This is a genomic window from Zobellia uliginosa (assembly GCF_018860745.1).
Lineage (GTDB): Bacteria > Bacteroidota > Bacteroidia > Flavobacteriales > Flavobacteriaceae > Zobellia > Zobellia uliginosa_B.
On sequence record NZ_JAHKPY010000003.1, the window covers coordinates 814,901 to 833,889 of the forward strand.

16 protein-coding genes are annotated in these 18,989 nt (G+C 35.0%); 15 read left to right on the top strand and 1 reads right to left on the bottom strand.

What is annotated here, in order from left to right; all coding sequences use genetic code 11:
• Position 1: 1 nt before the first annotated feature.
• The 9 genes from KO521_RS07300 (at position 2) to KO521_RS07340 (ending at position 8,168) form a co-directional block, all read left to right on the top strand.
• Positions 2–745, top strand: a complete 744-nt coding sequence (locus tag KO521_RS07300; RefSeq protein ID WP_215939239.1) for an ABC transporter ATP-binding protein — start codon at positions 2–4, stop codon at positions 743–745.
• A 2-nt stretch (positions 746–747) separates the two neighbouring features.
• Positions 748–1,968, top strand: coding sequence for an ABC transporter permease (locus KO521_RS07305; protein WP_215939240.1), 1,221 nt, complete (start codon positions 748–750; stop codon positions 1,966–1,968).
• A gap of 6 nt (positions 1,969–1,974) precedes the next feature.
• Complete coding sequence (locus KO521_RS07310; RefSeq protein ID WP_252729918.1) at positions 1,975–3,009, top strand: sensor histidine kinase; 1,035 nt, start codon at positions 1,975–1,977, stop codon at positions 3,007–3,009.
• A complete protein-coding gene (locus KO521_RS07315; RefSeq protein WP_215939241.1) occupies positions 3,010–3,747 on the top strand; it encodes a LytR/AlgR family response regulator transcription factor in 738 nt (245 codons plus the stop codon).
• 139 nt (positions 3,748–3,886) lie between these two features.
• A complete protein-coding gene (locus KO521_RS07320; RefSeq protein WP_215939242.1) occupies positions 3,887–4,393 on the top strand; it encodes a GreA/GreB family elongation factor in 507 nt (168 codons plus the stop codon).
• A gap of 164 nt (positions 4,394–4,557) precedes the next feature.
• On the top strand, positions 4,558–5,004 hold the full coding sequence (locus KO521_RS07325) for a KTSC domain-containing protein (RefSeq protein ID WP_215939243.1): 447 nt from the start codon (positions 4,558–4,560) through the stop codon (positions 5,002–5,004).
• Between the two features lie 123 nt (positions 5,005–5,127).
• Entirely contained in the window at positions 5,128–6,459 is a 1,332-nt protein-coding gene (locus tag KO521_RS07330; RefSeq protein WP_215939244.1) for a DEAD/DEAH box helicase, read from the top strand.
• Between the two features lie 3 nt (positions 6,460–6,462).
• Positions 6,463–7,776 carry a DEAD/DEAH box helicase gene (locus tag KO521_RS07335; protein WP_215939245.1) on the top strand — a complete coding sequence of 438 codons (1,314 nt, stop codon included), beginning with the start codon at positions 6,463–6,465 and terminating at the stop codon, positions 7,774–7,776.
• Between the two features lie 200 nt (positions 7,777–7,976).
• A complete protein-coding gene (locus tag KO521_RS07340; RefSeq protein ID WP_194527301.1) occupies positions 7,977–8,168 on the top strand; it encodes a cold-shock protein in 192 nt (63 codons plus the stop codon).
• Positions 8,169–8,225: 57 nt separating this feature from the next.
• On the opposite strand, the gene KO521_RS07345 is transcribed toward KO521_RS07340, so the two are convergent.
• Positions 8,226–8,981 (bottom strand): helix-turn-helix domain-containing protein, encoded by a 756-nt coding sequence (locus KO521_RS07345; protein WP_215939246.1) that lies wholly within the window; start codon positions 8,979–8,981, stop codon positions 8,226–8,228.
• A 241-nt stretch (positions 8,982–9,222) separates the two neighbouring features.
• Here KO521_RS07345 and KO521_RS07350 point away from each other — a divergent pair, with 241 nt between their 5' ends.
• The 6 genes from KO521_RS07350 to KO521_RS07375 all read left to right on the top strand — a co-directional run bounded on the left by KO521_RS07350 (position 9,223) and on the right by KO521_RS07375 (position 18,931).
• The gene (locus KO521_RS07350) at positions 9,223–9,618 is read left to right on the top strand and encodes a YbjN domain-containing protein (protein ID WP_215939247.1); all 396 of its coding nucleotides are present in this window, start codon (positions 9,223–9,225) and stop codon (positions 9,616–9,618) included.
• Between the two features lie 12 nt (positions 9,619–9,630).
• Entirely contained in the window at positions 9,631–10,344 is a 714-nt protein-coding gene (locus KO521_RS07355) for a PspA/IM30 family protein (RefSeq protein ID WP_215939248.1), read from the top strand.
• Between the two features lie 4 nt (positions 10,345–10,348).
• Positions 10,349–11,059, top strand: a complete 711-nt coding sequence (locus KO521_RS07360; protein WP_215939249.1) for an OB-fold-containig protein — start codon at positions 10,349–10,351, stop codon at positions 11,057–11,059.
• Positions 11,060–11,073: 14 nt separating this feature from the next.
• Positions 11,074–13,140, top strand: coding sequence for an SPFH domain-containing protein (locus KO521_RS07365; RefSeq protein WP_215939250.1), 2,067 nt, complete (start codon positions 11,074–11,076; stop codon positions 13,138–13,140).
• 62 nt (positions 13,141–13,202) lie between these two features.
• On the top strand, positions 13,203–18,092 hold the full coding sequence (locus tag KO521_RS07370) for a DNA repair ATPase (RefSeq protein ID WP_215939251.1): 4,890 nt from the start codon (positions 13,203–13,205) through the stop codon (positions 18,090–18,092).
• A gap of 248 nt (positions 18,093–18,340) precedes the next feature.
• Positions 18,341–18,931, top strand: coding sequence for a DUF6515 family protein (locus tag KO521_RS07375; RefSeq protein WP_215939252.1), 591 nt, complete (start codon positions 18,341–18,343; stop codon positions 18,929–18,931).
• The last annotated feature ends 58 nt before the right edge of the window (positions 18,932–18,989 follow it).

The window sequence follows — 18,989 nt, forward strand, 5'->3', positions numbered from 1 at the left end:
CATGAGTAAAGAAATCATAAAAATTGAAAACTTAAAGCGTGAGTTTACCATGGGTACCGAAACGGTTCATGCCTTACGTGGTATATCATTTACTATTGAAGAAGGTGAATTTGTAACCATCATGGGTTCTAGTGGATCTGGTAAAAGTACGATGCTTAATATTTTAGGGTGTCTGGACCAACCCACATCGGGTACCTATGAAATTGATGGTGTTAGTATGAAAGATTTAAGTAGAAATGAATTGGCGACAATCAGAAATGAAAAAATCGGATTCATATTTCAATCATATAATCTTTTAGCTAGAACTTCAGCCATTGAGAATGTAGAGTTACCGCTATTATATAATAGCAAGGTGTCTACAGACGAACGCAGAGAACGTGCGATAAAAGCTCTTGAAATGGTTGGTTTAGGAGATAGATTACATCATACTCCTTCTCAACTTTCTGGTGGTCAGCAACAGCGTGTAGCAATTGCCAGATCTTTAGTAAACAACCCAGTAATGATATTGGCCGATGAGGCGACAGGAAATCTTGACACGAGAACATCTTATGAAATTATGTCGCTATTTCAAGATTTGAACAAAAAGGGAATTACCATCACATTCGTTACTCATGAGCCAGATATAGCAACATTTAGTAGTAGAACAATCGTATTAAAAGATGGTAGTATTATGCAAGATTATAAGAATCATAAAGTACAATCTGCAGCAGAAGAATTAGCAAAATTGCCACAAGAAAATCATTAATTATGAGAATATTAAATCTACTTAAAATTGCATTCAAGGCTATTGTTCTCAATAAAATGAGAACATTACTGACCATGCTTGGTATTATTATAGGTGTAGCATCTGTAATTGCAATGCTAGCTATTGGGGAAGGTTCTAAAGAAAGTATAAGAAGTACCATTTCTAATATGGGTTCTAATATGATTACCATTAGACCTGGTACCGATGATAGAGGACCGGCAAGAGGTAGTGGTGGTGATGTGCAAACGTTGACACTTAAAAATTTTGAAGTCATTAAAGAGAAAGCTACTTTGTTAAGCTATGTTACACCAGTTGTAAATGGCGGCGGTCAAGTAATTAGCGGTGCAAATAACTGGCCTAGTACGATTTATGGTGTAAATCCTGATTATCTAGAAATTAAAGTTGTTGGTCTTCAAAGCGGTAGCATGTTCACCGATGCCGAAGTAAAATCTGCTTCTAAAGTGGTCATTCTTGGGCAAACGGTAGTCGATAATGTATTTCCTGACGGGCAAGAACCAGTAGGGCAAATGATACGTTTTGATAATATTCCGTTTAAGGTAATAGGAGTTTTAGAAGAAAAAGGGGAAAATACCTTTGGTCAAGATCAAGATGATGTTGTAATTGCACCATACACAACTGTTCAAAAACGAATTTTAGCAATAGATTATTTAAATCAAATAATGGGGTCGGCCGTTAGCGAAGATGACGCTCCCGATGCTGTTATAGAGGTCACCGATATTCTACGTGAAGAACATAAGCTCATGGATAATGAAGAAGATGATTTTACCGTACGGTCTATGGAAGAATTAATATCAACATTTAGTTCTACTAGTGAAATGCTAACTGTACTTTTAGTTGCTGTTGCCAGTATTTCATTGCTTATTGGTGGTATTGGCATTATGAATATCATGTACGTATCAGTAAAGGAGCGTACTAAAGAAATAGGGCTTCGTATGGCTGTTGGTGGTAAAGGATCAGATATTTTGCTGCAGTTTCTGATAGAAGCAATTTTAATAAGTATTACGGGCGGTGTGCTTGGGGTATTATTAGGGCTTAGCGCTACTGTTTTTATTGAAAAGTTCTTACATTGGCCTACAAGCGTAGCGATGTATTCTATAATAATTTCGTTTGCTGTTTGTGCGGTTACAGGTATTTTCTTTGGATGGTATCCTGCAAGAAAAGCTTCTGCATTAGACCCGATTACAGCTTTACGTTATGAATAAATAATTATGTACAAGAATAAAAAAATAGTAATTGCGCAGCATCTTATAATTTGGCTGGTGTTGTTTAGCATGCCCTTCGTTCTATCTTACGGGCAAGATTTGGATACAAATAGGTTGATTGCACATTTCTTAATACCAATGTTGTTCTATGCCGTAATATTTTATTTAAACTTTTTTGTACTCATAGACAGGTTTCTTTTCTCTAAAAAAACGCTGATTTTTATCATCGTCAATTTAGTCTTAATCGGTTTGTTTATTTTATTGAAAGAGTTTATTGAAGACAATTATTTTAGCGAACTAATTAATAATAGACCCCCAAATGCAAATAGGGAAGGACCACCGTTTAAATTGTTCATATATGTGCAAATGTTATCCTATGCGGCTCCTGTATTACTGTCCATAGCTATTAAATCGACTAAAAAATGGGTGAAGACAGAAGCAGAGCGAAAAGAAGCTGATAATTTTAAGTTACAAACAGAATTACAACATCTAAGATATCAGCTTCAACCGCATTTCTTTTTCAACTCTTTAAACAACATCTATTCATTGGTTGATATTTCGCCGGATAAAGCTAAATCTACCATACATAGTTTAGGCAAGCTAATGCGGTACCTTTTATATGAAACGAATACCGAATTGGTGCCACTTTCAAAGGAGATTGACTTCATGAGAAAGTATATCGATTTAATGAAGTTACGCTTAACCGAAAAAACACAAATCGAATCTAGCTTCCCATTAAGTGATTCACAAATTAAAATAGCACCCTTATTATTTATATCTTTAATAGAGAATGCTTTTAAACACGGGGTTTCCGCAAATCAAGAAAGTATGATTTCTATTGATATGAACATTCGGAAAAACGTAGTAAACTTTACATTGGAAAATCATAATTTTCCAAAAGAGGAAAGTGACAAGAGTGGTTCTGGTATTGGTTTAAAGAATCTAGAAAAACGGTTACGGTTATTATATCCAAATAAATATGCCTTTGAAAAGGAGCTTAAGGAAGGTGTTTATAGAATTAATCTAAAAATTGAAACTTAAATGGAGGCTGTTCAACTTACGTGCATGATTGTAGATGACGAGCCTATGGCTCTTAATCTCGTAGAAAGCTATGTGGCAAAGACCCCATTTCTAACGCTTAAAAATAAGTGTCATAGTGCCATTGAAGCATTACAGTCTATAAATACAGAACCGGTTGATGTTCTTTTTTTAGATATTCAAATGCCCGATTTAACCGGACTGGAGTTTTCTAAAATGCTTCCCAAACAGACACGTGTAATCTTCACTACAGCCTTTGATCAATATGCATTGGAAGGCTTTAAGGTAGAGGCGTTGGATTATTTACTAAAACCTTTTGACTATGCTGAATTTCTAGTAGCGGCCAATAAAGCTTTAGAGTGGTTTACATTGCTAAGAGGCAATAAAGAGGCTTCCGCTGTATCCGGGAAAAAAGAATTTCTTTTCGTGAAGTCGGAATACAAGCAATTACGCATCAAATTGGCAGATGTTCTTTATTTTGAAGGGTTGAAAGACTATATAAAAATATGGTTAAAGGATAACCCCAAAGCTATTTTAACGCTTATGAGTTTAAAGTCTTTAGAGGAAGAACTTCCAAAGACCGAATTCATGCGGGTACATCGTTCCTTTATCGTATCCTTAAAAAACATTGAGGTTATTGAACGGAGTCAGATTGTCATCAACAAACAACGTATTACGGTTTCTGAGCAGTATAAACCTAAGTTCTTGGAGTACATTAATGGTAATTCCCTAAATTCTTAAATTACAGAAACAGCTTCTTCCCGTGCATCCATCCATTATATTGCAGCTGTAATCATCTCGCTTTATTGTGCCAAAAATGTGTTGAATATAATCAATCGTAAATAGTGGTTTCTACTAAATTACATCAAAAACTAGATAGATGAGTAGAGGATTTGTAAAAGAAGAAGACCAAGAAGAAATACCAATGGTACCGCCAAGGGCTGATTTACCACAGGGAGCAATAAATTATGTTACGGAAAAAGGCTTTCTGAAGCTTCTAAACGAACGAGAAAAACTGATAGCGGATAAAGAATTATCTTATGAGGAGAATGAAAAGGAACAACGTATTGCTATCAACCTATTAAATTCAAAACTTCAATTATTAAATGAGCGTATCGCATCTGCCAAGGTAATTAATCTTGAAGACCAACCCCTAAACGAAGTACGTTTTGGAGCTAAAGTATTATTGTCGATTGACAATGCAAATACACCACAAGAGTTTCAGATTGTTGGTGTTGATGAAGCAAATATAGCTGAGAATAAAATTTCGTTTCTTTCTCCAATCGCTCGGGCCCTAATTTCAAAGAAAGTCAATGATGTGGCTTTACTCCACATAGGAAAAACGGATCGTTTATTCAAAATCCTAGGAATACGCTATAACAATTAGGGTGTTATTCCATCTAAGATATTCTTTGTTAACCCTTTTGAGCATACTAATTTGCGTTAAAAACACCTTATTTAAAGGTTAGTATCACCCAAATAAAAAAACGTAATATTTAACCTAACTCGTTCAAAATAAAGACGTAGCTTCGCGGCTTCAAAATTGGGTCTATGAAACGCATAAGTCAGTATAAGAAGTTATTCGGAATTGAGAAAGAGATTGAGCTGAAGTCACTTAAGTCTACGTATCGTAATTTGGTAAAAGAGTGGCATCCAGATAAATTTCAAGAAGGAGACGCTAAGCGTGAAGAAGCAGAAGTGCAAAGTCGCGCTATTATTGACGGGTATCACTTTTTAGTGAGTATCGCTCCAGAAACTATTGCTGCAAACTTAGATGCATACACAGAGACCACAAATTCTGGTATAGCAGATTACGTACACAAAGGAATGTTGCTAGAAATTACTTTTGTAGACGGCGCTACCTATGAGTATTTTGGTGTTACCAAGCCTGTTTATATAAAAATGGTGAACTCTAATAAGTTGAACCGTTTCGCTAAACGTAGCATTTACCCAAAGTACATCTACAGAAAATCTAAGCGTACGCTTCAAGAAGCATAAACGTTATTTTTTATAGAATTTTAAAAGGGGCTTAAAACTAAGCCCCTTTTTTAGAATTATTTAGTGCATTACTTTACACGATTCTACAAGCTCGTGTACCTATCTTTGCTTAAATTTATTTTTATGTCTAAATCATTTTCCGGATTAGGAATCAACGAACACGTACTCAAAAGTTTAACCCATTTGAAGATTTCCGTCCCTACGGATATTCAAATGAAAACCATTCCCATTCTTTTAAAGCAAAAAGAAGATGTGGTTGCATTGGCAAAAACGGGAACAGGAAAAACGGCAGCTTTCGGTTTGCCGCTGTTGCAGTTGATTCATACGAAAAACAAGGACGTACAGGCCGTAATACTATCACCAACACGGGAGTTGGGACAGCAAACATATGAGAACTTGGTTTCTTTTGCTGCGCATAGTCCTGCTATTTCTATTGCTTCGGTCTGTGGTGGAATTCCTATAAAACCGCAAATGGAACGCTTAAAGGAACCTACACATATAATAGTGGCTACGCCTGGGCGCTTGATAGATTTGATTCAGCGTAAAGCAGTCAGCATTAAAAAACTGAAATTTTTGGTATTGGATGAGGCTGATGAAATGGTAACTGCCCTGAAAACGGATTTGGACATGCTTGATGCCGAAATGCCAAAATCTAGAAGAACTTTATTATTCACAGCTACCATGCCGGGAACCGTAAAGCAATTGGTGCAAAATTATATGTCCAAACATGTGGTGCACTTAGAAGCGGACATGGCGCAAATGGGGCACCAAGGCATTGACCATAAGTACATTGTTGTAGAGCCTATTGAAAAACTTGAAGTGTTACTTCACTTTTTATATTCCAAAGAAGGGGAACGCGGTATTATTTTCTGTAAGACCAAAGCGGCCGTAAATAAGCTAGCCAAGAAACTGGCCATCAATAAATTCTCGTCCGGTTCCATCCACGGGAGTCTTTCACAGGGAATCCGTGATCGTATCATGGGGCAATTCAGGGAAGGACATATAGATATTCTTGTAGCAACGGACTTAGCCGCGCGTGGTATTGATGTAAAAGAAATTTCCTATGTGGTAAATTATCATTTGCCAGATACTTATGAAGCCTATGTACACCGTAGCGGTCGTACCGCAAGGGCAGGGGCAAAGGGACTTTCCGTGAGTATCATACAAGAAGAGGAGCGTGCTGATATTCCTGAATTTGAGGAGGAACTGGGACTGGTTTTTAAAGAATTAAAAAAGGAAGATGCTGAGTACAGGGAAGAAATAAATCTAGAGCTTTGGGCAAAGAAAATATTCAAGACCAAACCCAACCGTACAGTTTCACCTGAAACCAAAGACAAGATAAAGACTATTTTCCATCATTTAACGAAAGAAGAACTGATAGAAAAAGTGCTGGCCGATCATTTGATGCACAATTCCGCGGCTATACCAAAAATAGACGTACTTCAAAAGAACTAAGTCATGGCGAATACCATTCGTAATAAGCAGGAAATATTAGCTAAGTTGAAAATTTCCGCATTGAACCCAATGCAAGAGGAAGCCTTAGAGGTGATTGAAAATACAACGAATACCGTATTACTATCACCTACAGGTACAGGAAAGACGTTAGCTTTTTTACTACCGCTATTGGAAACATTAGATGCAGAATGTGAAGGAATTCAGGCTTTAATTTTAGTACCGTCAAGGGAATTGGCCATACAGATTGAGCAGGTAGTTCGTGATATGGGGTCTGGTTTTAAAGTAAATGCAGTGTATGGAGGGAGACCTATTTCCAAAGATAAAATTGAATTAAAACATACACCTGCCATTCTCATAGGTACGCCAGGAAGGATTGCGGATCACTTTGATGGCGAACGTTTTTCAAAAAGAAATATCAAAACCTTAATTCTAGATGAGTTTGATAAATCTTTGGAAACGGGTTTTGAAGGTGAAATGAGTTTTATTATCAGTGAACTGCCGAACCTTGAAAAGAGGATTCTTACTTCTGCCACGCAAGGTGTGGAGATTCCCAAATTCGTGAGGTTGGACGATCATACCGTTATTAACTTTTTAGATGCTAAAAGGGAATCTAAACTAGCTATTAGAACAGTCATTTCGCCTGATAAGGATAAGTTACAGACCTTGTTGGATTTGTTATTGCATATTGGCAATCAACCGGGTATTATCTTTTGTAATTACAAGGACAGTATTGAGCGTGTAAGTATGTTTTTAGAAAAAAACCGTATACACCATACATGCTTTTCGGGCGGAATGGAACAGCGCGATCGCGAACGTTCTTTAATCAAGTTCAGAAATGGTACCTGCCAAGTACTTATTGCAACGGATTTAGCGGCCAGGGGAATAGATATCCCAGAAATGAAATATATTATTCACTATGAGCTTCCTAGGGCGGTAGAGGAATTTACGCATCGTAACGGGAGAACGGCTCGTGTAAATGAAAAAGGCACGGCGTATGTTCTGCAGTCCAAAACCGAATATACACCGGATTTTATAATGGATGTAGAAGCAATAGATATTTCAAAGAAGGCAGCTTTAAAACCTCAATTTTGGGAGACCCTCTTTATCTCGGGAGGAAGAAAGGATAAAATTTCAAAAGGAGATATTGCCGGTCTGTTCTTTAAACAAGGTGGTTTAAATAAAGACCAATTGGGCGTAATTGAATTAAAACAAGACTGTGCTTTTGTTTCAGTTCCCAAATCTATGGCTAATATGCTGACACATAAACTAAACAACACCCGTTTAAAGAAAAAAAAAGTACGAGTAACCATTTTGTAACTCGTTATATATCATCAACAAACAGTACACCTAATCAACTGCAAACACTACATTATTAGGTGATTGTATATTTTAGTAGGAAATATTTTAAAAATAAAATGATAATAAGTTGAAAATAAGTGGATTAAAATGTTGCTGATAAAAAAAATGGCACCATCTTTGTCATTCAATAAGCATTATAAATTTTTAATTACATTACAATGAGTAAAGGAACAGTAAAATTTTTCAACGACACTAAAGGTTTTGGTTTTATCACTGAAGAAGGTGTTGAGAAAGATCATTTTGTACACGTTTCAGGTTTAGTAGACGAAATTCGTGAAGGCGATGAAGTTGAATTTGATCTACAAGAAGGTAAAAAAGGCCTAAACGCAGTAAACGTAACAGTATTATAATTCTATATATACTTTAAGTTTTACAAAAAGCCCATCTGTTTAGATGGGCTTTTTTTATTATCGATTATTCTTAAGTTGATTGAAATCTTTTTCTAATTGAAATAATTTTTCTTCCAGATTAAAATTGGTTTCTGGCAACCTATGGTAAAAAACATATCTCACCCGCCACATTTCTTTAATATCTTTCAATTGTAATTCAATATCATCTACATTTTTGTGTTCTGCTCGTAATACAAAATCACCGTTTGTACTAAACAACCTGCGTAGAATTATATTTTGATCTGTTACAGTAAACACCAAAGTACCATTGTTCAATTTAGAATACACATCTGGCGGAACAAATTCACCTATCGCAATATCTTTAGGGAACATACCTGATTCGTTCTTACTCATTTCTAAATTTTGAACGGTATAGGCTCTAAACTTTTTATCCGGATTAATGGGTAAGGATAGAAATGGAAGATCTTGTATGTAAGAATCTTTCCTGTAATACTTAATGTAATCGCTATGGTTTAAAGTAGTAATACATGGAACTTTAATAAAAAACTCTTGTTCACCTAAATCTTGTTCTACAGTTAAATTTCCTTTGAACTTTAGTAGATTATTTACCGTCAATTCTGTTGTTAACAGATCATCTATAGGTATGCTAAAATAATTAGCAATTTTTATTAAAGTTTCTAATTTAGGCTCACTCCGTCCTTCTTCATATGCACCTAAAGTACCTCTTTTTAGGTCAAAAAGCTCTGCAAACGCCTGTTGACTTAAGCTTTTTAAGCTTCTAATTTTTCTAATATTCTTTCCGAAATACGACATTCTTTGCTAATAAAATTTGCAATTAATAAAAATATAATTATATTTGTCTAACAAAATTAGCAATAAATTTTCAGTATGCTATTTTTTTGAGCAATTAATTTTAGTTTAACATTTTAAAATACACAATATTATGTTCATTGTATTTGTTTACATTTTGGCTCTGCTTATATAATAAAGGAAAACACACCGATAATATTTTGTATTATTGAATTAAAGAATCCACCTACAAAAATCAACATATATGAAAAACCATTTTAATATAACCAGAGATTATCTACTTCAATTAAACTTTAATATCGTTAAAGAGAATAGAGCAGACGGAATTTTGGTTGTAGAGAAAGAAGATTCTGGAATAAAAAATTTGATTTTAGGAGTTTCGCCTCCAATCTTGATTATGGAACAATTTATATTTTCTGTTCATAATCAATCAGAAAAAATCTTTAAAAATTTACTTCAGAAAAATAGAGATATCATTCACGGAGCTTTTGTTCTAGATGAAACTGCAAACCGGGTCATATTCAGAGACACGTTACAAATCGAGAATATGGACCTTAACGAGTTTGAAGCCAGCTTAAATTCTTTAAGCTTGTTAATGAGTGAATACTCCGAACAAATAATTGAATTTTCTAAATACTAAAAATAAAAAATCATGAATATATTTAAAAGACTATTTAAAATAGGAGAGGCTGAAACCAATTCAGCAATTGATAAGATGGAAGACCCTATTAAAATGACGGAACAAGGCATTAGGGATATGAAGCTAGACTTGGAAAAAAGTTTAGAGGCTCTCGCACAAGTAAAAGCTCTTGCCATACGTTCTAAAAATGATCAAGATGTTTATAGAAATAAAGCAAAAGAGTATCAAGATAAAGCCATTATAATTTTAAAGAAGGCAAATAGCAAAGAAATGGACGCTGCGGAAGCGGACAGACTTGCTAAAGAAGCTTTAATGCAGAAAGAAACTACTGAAAAGCAATTAGAAGCTACAAAAAGCGAAACTGAAAAATTTGAAGCTAATGTGAGTCAAATGCAAGGTAACGTAGAATCTTTAAAAGCAAACATAGGTAATTGGGAAAACGAGCTTAAAACACTTAAAGCACGTGTAAAGGTTAGTAATGCAACCAAAAACCTAAACAAGCAAATGGCTGAATTGGATAGCACCGGTACTGTTTCTATGCTTGAAAGAATGAAGGAGAAAATTGCACAAGAAGAAGCCTTGGCAGAAGCTTATGGTGATATCGCAAATTCGAGTAAATCTATAGATGAAGAACTTGACAAAGCTGCCGATACTACTGAAGCCGCTGCAGATGACGAACTTCAAAAACTTAAAGAACAACTAGGGTTTAACAAATCCAAAAAATAAAAATTTGAATCAACTAATAGACATATTATTTTCTGAGGTAAATATCACATTAACCTTATTATTGATACTCCTTCTGGTGTATTGGATCATAACCATGATAGGTGGCCTTGATTTTGACCTAGATGTTGATGTCGATATAGATGTTGACGCCGATATAGATCTAGACGCTGGTATTGAAGGTGGTAATCTTGATTTTGAAGATATTTCTAATACTGAAGTCAACCAGGAAGATGTCATAGGAAAGAGACGTAGACCACTAAAATGGTGGCAAATATTCCTTATCTATTTCAACTTTGTTGGACTGCCTTTTATGTTTACGTTTACCTGCTGGATATTTGTTTGGTGGTTGATGACAACGTTGCTGACGACCATTACCTTCACATACGAAAACTACATCGGTTTCATAATTATGTTAGCCACGTTTTTTCCGGCACTGTTCATTAATAAGTTATTTACCACTCCGTTCAAAGGCTTTTTTAAGCAACTGAACAAAGATGGTGATGCTCCTGTTGATTTTTTAGGCAGACAGGCAACTTTGCTATCTAATATTAGCGAAGATAAAATGGGTAACGCAGAAGTAAAAGCAGATGGTAATAGTCATTCTATCTATGTAAAATCTTTGGATCGTAAACCGTTAACCTACGGTAGTTCGGTTTTAATCATCAAACGATCTGCGGATCACACACACTTTTTAGTACAATCTTATAACCAATAAAACTTAAATCATTTATGGAATCCATCTTTTCAATTATCGGTATAGGTCTGGGGGTAATCCTCTTCCTTATCATTGTTTATTTTGCAATCATTGCAATGTTCTACAAAAAAGTTCATCAGGGTCAAGCCTTGGTAAGAACCGGATTTGGAGGAACTAAAGTAGCTACGGACAAAGGTCTGTATGTAGTGCCAGTATTTCACCGGGTTGAAGTAATGGATATTTCTGTAAAGAAAATTCAAATTGAAAGATTAGCGACAGAAGGTCTTATCTGTAAGGATAATATGCGTGCAGATATTAAAGTGGCATTCTTCGTTAGGGTAAATAATGAAGTAGACCTTATTAAAAAAGTTGCTCAAACCATTGGTGTACAGAGAGCTTCTAGACAAGAAACGCTTGAAGAGCTTTTTGAAGCCAAGTTTTCCGAAGCCTTAAAAACCGTTGGTAAAAAGTTCGATTTTATTCAATTATATGAAGCGCGTAGAGAGTTTAGAGATGAGATTGTTGATATTATTGGAATTGACCTAAACGGCTATACCTTAGAAGATTGTGCCATAGATTATCTGGAGCAAACTGCCGTAGCGCATTTGAAAGCAGATAATATTCTTGATGCAGAAGGTATCAAAAAAATAAATGATCTTACGGCTGCTCAAAATGTTAAATCGAACCTTATTAAGCGTGACGAGGAGAAGACCATACGTAAACAAGATGTTGAAGCACGTGAAGCTATTTTAGAGCTAGACAAGCAATTAGCTGAAAAAGAAGAGCAACAAAAAAGAGAAATCGCGAATATAAAATCTCGCGAAGAGGCAGAAACTTTAAAAGTTTCCGAAGAAGAGCGTTTAAAGTCGGAAACTGCTCGTATTGCTACCCAAGAAAAAGTAAAAGTTGCTGAAGAGAATATGGAGCGTCAAATTATTGTCGCTTTGAAAAACAAGCAACGTACAGATGCCGTAGAGACTGAAAGAGTAGAAAAAGACAGACTTTTAGAGGCTACGGAAAGAGAAAGAGTAGTTACTCTTGCACAGATTGAAAAAGAAAAAGTTGTTGAAGTAGAGAAAAAGAATATACAAGATGTTATTCGTGATCGTGTTACCCTTGAAAAAGGAGTAGTGGAAGAGCAAGAGAACATGAAGGATATTGAAGCTTTCAAAACTGCCGATCGTGAGAAACAAGTGAAGATTACAATTGCTGAAGCAAACGCTCAAGAAGATTTAATTAAAACGATTAAAGCGGCAGAGGCTCAAAAAGAGGCTGCAAAACAAAAAGCGGAAGAAATCAATATTGAAGCATTGGCTCATAAAGAGGCTAGTGAGAAAGAGGCTGAAGCACGTAAGATTTTGGCGGAAGCACAAGCGAAGGAGGAAGCAACCGTTGGTATGTCTGAAGCTCAAGTTATGCATGCAAAAGCAGATGCCTTTGAACGTGAAGGAATAGTACAAGCTATTATCATTGAGAAGAAAGCGAAAGCTGAAGCAGTTGGTATTGAAGCAAAAGCAGAAGCTAAGCGTAAAGATGGATTAGCAGAGGCTGATGTTATCAAAGAAAAAGCCATGGCAGATGCCGCTGGTATTGAAGAGAAGGCAAATGCAATGAAGAAATTAGACGGTGTTGGTAAAGAACACGAAGAATTTAAACTGCGTTTAGACAAAGAATTACAAGTAGATCTTGCCCACATTAATATCCAGAAAGATATTGCCGATGCACAAGCACAGGTTATTGGTGATGCATTAAAAGCTGCCAAGATTGATATTGTTGGTGGTGAGACCATGTTCTTTGACCAAATTATCGGTCAAATCACCAAAGGTAAGGGCTATGATAGATTGGTTGAAAATAGTACTAACATTCAAGATGTAAAAGATGCTATTTTAGGCAGCGATGATGTCAAAGGAAATCTTTTGGAAAAGGTAAAAGAATTCGCTGATAAATATGGTATTTCTACTGAAGACCTTAAAAACGTAACTATAGCAAATTTACTGATGGACTTAAAATCAAAGTCTAACGATAGTGAAGAGCAAACACTGTTTAGCAATCTATTTAACCTTGCAAAAGGGTTAGGTATGGGCGATAAAAAGTTGAAATAGACGCTTAACACTTAGAGTTTTAAAGTAATTTATAAATGTAGTACTAAAGCCTAGTTATTTTTATGGCAGAAGAATCCCGAACAGACAAAACGGAAGAACATATTTTAGATGGTGGTACTTATGATGTAATTAAAAACCGACTGCAAAAGCAGAAGGAATTGTTACAGAGTAAGCTAATTAATCTAAACGATGATAGAAAAACCGTTTTTGGTTCATTAGAAACTAAACTTATTGCGAATGATAGAATCAATACAGAGAACAATTGTATAGCAAGAGATATTGTTTCTTTTGGTGACACTTGCCTGTTCGGGTATAATGTTCATTTTGGTCTTAGAACCGAAATAAATATTAAAGATGTTTTTAGCAGTTACACTTTTACAGATAACAGTTTTAAAGCTGCTGATCTTGATCTGCTAGAAGATGCAACCTTTAAAACAGATTTTACTAATCTATATAAATACTATAGAAATACGATATTTTCCAACTTTGCCGTAATTGGAAATTATCTACATATGGTTTTTCAGCTAAGTGAGAGTCCCACAGATATTAAAACCTTTAAATGGTTAGTGGTAGACAATTCGCTAAAATATATTGATAACCGTAGCGAACATGAATACAAATTTCCTGTTCAACAAGAGTTTAAATGGCAAGAGGCTACAAGAGATATGCAACGTTATGGAGAACATCCTCATGTGTCTATAAAAGACCGGGTGTTCGTAGAAACCATTGGTGGCGACCTTACTATAAAAATTGAGGATAACACTACAGAGGGCAAAGGTATTTTAGATGAACCCGTAGAATATGTTGACCAAACTTTAGATGATGGTCAATATCGTTTTGGAGATTTAGGCAACCTTTTAATTTTAGAAATAAAGCCATTTCAAGAAGCTGCCCGTTATTTTGTTTTTAATGACAAAATGCGAGAGGTTCAAAAAATTGATTCTGTTAAAGATGCCTGTATTTTACTGCCAGATGATCAAGGTATCATCTTTCCAACAGGGTATTACTTGCAAACGGGAGAGTATCACATTTTTGATAATGCTATCCCTAATGTAAAATTTCAAGAACGTATTATTTCTCCGAATGGAGAAGATTTTCTTTATGTTTTTTATTCTGCTGCAGAGGGTTTATATAACCTCATGTCTTATAATATCATAAGTCAGGTTATTAAGACACCGATAATCTGTAACGGATTTACGATTTTAGAAAACGGTGAACTTTGTTATTTCAAAACAGAGCAAGAACAAACCAAGCACCATGTAGTTCAAATTTGGCAAACGCCTTATTTAAAAGGTGATTACGTGCCTTCACAGCATGAAGACACCTTACTTTATAAAATTGGAAATAAAGATATTGTAAAGGCTATGGCAGAAGTCAATGGCTTAATTACATTATTGAATAAAAACGACAAGTATGCGGGACTCTACAGTGATATAGCAAAGTTCTCGAAAGATATTTTAGATGCGTATTATTGGTTGCCAGAGCCAGATACACATCAATTAAACGAGCCCATTGAAGAAATCAACAAAGCATCTAACGCTGCTATTGATGAGTTTGAAAAAGTGGTTCAACTCCGTAAAAATGCCCAAAATCAATCTAAATTAATTCAACAGAATTCTGAGGAGTTATTTAATAAAATCAAGAGCACATCATTTAAAAGCATTGATGAGTTTGTTGCATTACTTACCAGATTGCGATCTTTAAGAGGTGAAGCTATTTCGCTTAAAGAAGTACGATATATTGATTTAGAATATATTGAGGTCCTGGAAGAACAAATAGGGGAGCAGACAAAAAAGATATCTGAACGTTGTGTTCAGTTTCTTTTAAACCCAAATGCATTACAACCATACCATGACGCTTTAAAAGATAAAAAAGAATTTATAGCTACTGTTGAAAAGGTAATTGTAGCTAAAGAGAAGGAAGAAGAAATTAATGAGATCAGTACGCAACTAGAAATGCTGATCGATATAGTTTCTAATCTAGAAATTGAAGATACTGCCCATTCTACTAAGATAATCGATGATATTTCATTGATTTTCTCAACTATAAACGAACTTAAGGCGGCTTTAAAAAACAAAAGAAATTCTCTTGGTATATCTGAAGCCAAGGCAGAGTTTGCTGCACAATTGAAATTGATTGATCAGAGTATCATCAATTACTTAGATATGGCATCTACACCAGAAAAGTGTGATGAATATCAAACTAAAACATCTATTCAATTAGAAGAACTAGAGGGTAAATTCACCGATTTCGAAGAGTTTATCGAAACCATTATTGAAAAGAGAGAAGAGGTTTATGCTGCATTTGATGCGAGAAAAAATTCTTTAATTGAAAAACGTAATAAAAAATCTAGCGCATTAGCCAATGCATCAGCCAGGATATTAAAAGGGGTACAGAAAAAGGCACAGAGTTTTAATTCTGCAGTAGAAATCAACGGATACTTTGCTTCAGATTTAATGATTAATAAGCTGCGTGATATTATTTCTCAATTGCAAGAGCTTGATGATAGTGGTAAAGCTGAAGAGATTGAAACCCAATTGAAAACGGCTAGGGAAGATGCTCTTAGAAAGTTAAAGGATAAGCTAGATCTTTATGAAGATGGCGATAGTGTTATTAGATTAGGTAAACACAAATTCGGAGTCAACAAACAACAGTTAGACTTAACGATTGTTTTTCATGATAACGAACTCAATTATCATTTAACAGGAACCGATTTTTACAAAGTACTGAACAATGAAGAATTTGTTAAGAATAGGCACTTATGGAATCAGGAATATGTTTCTGAAACCGATGATATTTATCGTGCTGCATATTTAGCTTACAAAATATTTTCAAAGTTCACCGAAGAAGATTTACTTCCTTTAAGTGATGAAGAGTTGTTGAAACTTGTTCAAGAACAAAGTAGAAATGACTATTCTGAAGGTTATATAAAAGGGGTTCATGATGTAGATGCTTCAAGAATACTGAAGCTTTTGGTACATAAACACCATGAATTAGATTTACTTACCTACCGACCAGAAATTCGTGGGTATGCCCAATTTTTCTGGTATGATTTGGATCAAGATATTAAAGCCGAATTAGATAAAGGTTTAAAAGCTGCAGGAGAGGTATTGCAATATTTTCCTGAATCTAAAGAATACGCTTCTATCATTGAGGGATTGAAAAAGAAAATAGAAGTCTTTTCTGAAGAAACAAAGCTATTTGACGCGCTATTAAGCGAAGATATTGCTGATTATTTGTTTGAAGAGCTAAAATCAGATTCTGAATTCGTGTATAGTGGTTTTGCTATTCAATTAAAAGATGAATTTTTAAAATTACTTAAATCTCAAAATGCAGATTTAAAGTTTAAGAAAAGTGTTGAAGAAGCTCCAGAATTTGCATCGAAAGTTCGTTTGGTGAAACAATGGGTAGGTGCATTTTTAAAATCTAAAAAAGCTGTCGATGCTAATATTAATTTAAACAGATATGAAAATGAAATTGTAGGAGCCATTTTGTTTAGAGATGAGTCTGCTTCTAAAATCAAGGCTGTTTCGCCGAATGAAAGTTTAAAAGAGCTGAGAGGCTCTCATGAAACTATTGTTGAAGGAGTTTATTCGTTCAATTATCATGATTTTATTTCTAGAATGAGCTTATTTGTGTTAGATGAAGTTCCGGCATTTCTAAAGTTTAAAAAGACAAAACACGAAATAACCGAAAAACTAAAAATTGATTTAAAGTTAGAGGAATTTAAGCCAAGAGTGCTTACATCATTCGTACGTAATAAATTAATTGATGAAGTATATCTTCCAATTTTCGGTAACAATTTAGCGAAACAACTAGGTACGGTAGGTGCAAACAAACGTACCGATAGAATGGGTATGTTGCTTTTGATATCGCCACCAGGTTATGGTAAAACCACCTTGATGGAATATATAGCAAACCGACTTGGATTAATTTTCGTTAAAATAAATGGACCGGCAATTGGTCATGAAGTTACCAACGTAGACCCAGCCTCTGCAAAAAACAGTGCTGCTCGTGAAGAGCTTAAAAAGCTGAACCTTGCTTTTGAAATGGGGAATAATGTCATGCTTTATATTGATGATATTCAGCATTGTAATCCAGAATTTTTACAAAAATTCATTTCCTTATCAGATGGTACTCGTAAAATAGAAGGTGTATACGAAGGGCAGCCTAAAACATACGATTTACGTGGTAAAAAATTCTGCGTAATAATGGCAGGTAACCCATATACGGAAAGCGGAGAGAAATTTCAGATTCCAGATATGTTAGCCAACCGTGCGGATATTTATAACCTTGGTGATATTATTGGGGAAACCGAACATTTATTTCGATTGAGTTTGGTAGAAAATTCGCTTACAGCAAATCCTATTTTACAGCAACTGGCAAGTAAAGAATTTGATGATGTGTATACATTGGTTGAACAAATTGAATCTAAATCAGATGAGGGTCAATTAATTGGCAACCATTCTAGTCAAGAAGTTGAAGAATATAAAAAGGTTCTCGAAAAAGTATTGCGGGTAAGAGATGTATTATTGAAAGTAAATGCAACCTACATTAAAAGTGCCGCAATGCAAGATGAATACCGTACAGAACCTTCTTTTAAACTTCAAGGCTCTTATAGGGATATGAACAAGTTGGTGGCTCAGATTGTGCCTATAATGAATGAGCGAGAGTTGAACACGCTTTTACGTTCACATTATGAGAATGAAGCGCAGACCTTAACTGGTTCTGCAGAAGCAAACTTGTTAAAGTACAATGAGCTGATCAATAATCTTACTACGGAAGAAGATGCGCGTTGGAGTGCTATAAAGGAGCAATTTGTAAAGAACAATAAATTAAAAGGGTTTGGTAATGCCAATGAGATGGCTCAAGTACTTTCCCAGATGATGGAATTCTCTGATAATCTTGCCGGTATCAAATCGGTTCTTGAAAAGGGACTTAAAAATGATTAAGGTTTAAATATATAAAGTAGTTTTTCTTTTATTACTGAAATTGAAAAGACGTATTCGGCCGAATACGTCTTTTTTTTGATAGGAACATTATTTTTCTCGTCTATGAAATCTGCTGATCCATAGATAAAAAAAGACTATTGGTCTAATTGCTCTCAAAATTGGGTCTTTTTAATTAAACCAGGCTTAAAAATTGCTGTCAAAGTAGTGATTGAATAAATGAAAGTTTAACCTTTTAAAATATAAAAATCATGAAAACAAATACTAAAACATACTTCGTATTACCTTTATTGTTAATCGGATTTATTTTTGCAGGTAATGCACAAATTCGGAAGCGTACATCAAAAACAACAACTACAACTACACGAACGGTAACCAAAAGTACACCTAATAGGGTATCCAGTAAAAAAGTAGTTTACAAAACCCCTAAAAAGAAGGTTACTGCAGTAAGGTCCGTACCTAACAAAAGAGTTGTGAAATACAAAGGTCAGAATTACTATTATGCAAACAATAGGTTTTATGCACCTTCCAGAGGTCGTTACATACCTATAGCCCCAAAAATTGGTTTCAGAATTAATACGTTACCCGTTGGGCATAAGAGAGTCCGTTTCAATAACCATATATACTTCACCATTGGTGGTACTTTTTATGCCGAAGTGGGTAACGAATATGAAGTGGTAGAACCAGAAATAGGTACTATAATTTACGAGCTTCCTGATGATTATGAAAAGGTGACGATAGATGGGCAAACCTATTACGAGTATGCAAATATTCTATATGAAAAAGTACAGGTAGATGGCACAAGGGCTTATGAAATTGTGGGTATTATAGATATGGAATAAGTAATTAGTTGCCTCGTTAATTATTATAGGAGTGCTTGCGGATATAACCGTAAGCGCT

Excerpts from the sequence above, each read along its gene's own strand:
- KO521_RS07320 (WP_215939242.1), top strand. The coding sequence starts at position 3,887 with ATGAGTAGAGGATTTGTAAAAGAAGAAGACCAAGAAGAAATACCAATG.
- KO521_RS07300 (WP_215939239.1), top strand. The coding sequence starts at position 2 with ATGAGTAAAGAAATCATAAAAATTGAAAACTTAAAGCGTGAGTTTACC.
- KO521_RS07370 (WP_215939251.1), top strand. The coding sequence starts at position 13,203 with ATGGCAGAAGAATCCCGAACAGACAAAACGGAAGAACATATTTTAGAT.
- KO521_RS07325 (WP_215939243.1), top strand. The coding sequence starts at position 4,558 with ATGAAACGCATAAGTCAGTATAAGAAGTTATTCGGAATTGAGAAAGAG.
- KO521_RS07305 (WP_215939240.1), top strand. The coding sequence starts at position 748 with ATGAGAATATTAAATCTACTTAAAATTGCATTCAAGGCTATTGTTCTC.
- KO521_RS07375 (WP_215939252.1), top strand. The coding sequence starts at position 18,341 with ATGAAAACAAATACTAAAACATACTTCGTATTACCTTTATTGTTAATC.
- KO521_RS07310 (WP_252729918.1), top strand. The coding sequence starts at position 1,975 with ATGTACAAGAATAAAAAAATAGTAATTGCGCAGCATCTTATAATTTGG.
- KO521_RS07340 (WP_194527301.1), top strand. The coding sequence starts at position 7,977 with ATGAGTAAAGGAACAGTAAAATTTTTCAACGACACTAAAGGTTTTGGT.
- KO521_RS07350 (WP_215939247.1), top strand. The coding sequence starts at position 9,223 with ATGAAAAACCATTTTAATATAACCAGAGATTATCTACTTCAATTAAAC.
- KO521_RS07330 (WP_215939244.1), top strand. The coding sequence starts at position 5,128 with ATGTCTAAATCATTTTCCGGATTAGGAATCAACGAACACGTACTCAAA.
- KO521_RS07335 (WP_215939245.1), top strand. The coding sequence starts at position 6,463 with ATGGCGAATACCATTCGTAATAAGCAGGAAATATTAGCTAAGTTGAAA.
- KO521_RS07365 (WP_215939250.1), top strand. The coding sequence starts at position 11,074 with ATGGAATCCATCTTTTCAATTATCGGTATAGGTCTGGGGGTAATCCTC.
- KO521_RS07345 (WP_215939246.1), bottom strand. The coding sequence starts at position 8,981 with ATGTCGTATTTCGGAAAGAATATTAGAAAAATTAGAAGCTTAAAAAGC.
- KO521_RS07355 (WP_215939248.1), top strand. The coding sequence starts at position 9,631 with ATGAATATATTTAAAAGACTATTTAAAATAGGAGAGGCTGAAACCAAT.
- KO521_RS07315 (WP_215939241.1), top strand. The coding sequence starts at position 3,010 with ATGGAGGCTGTTCAACTTACGTGCATGATTGTAGATGACGAGCCTATG.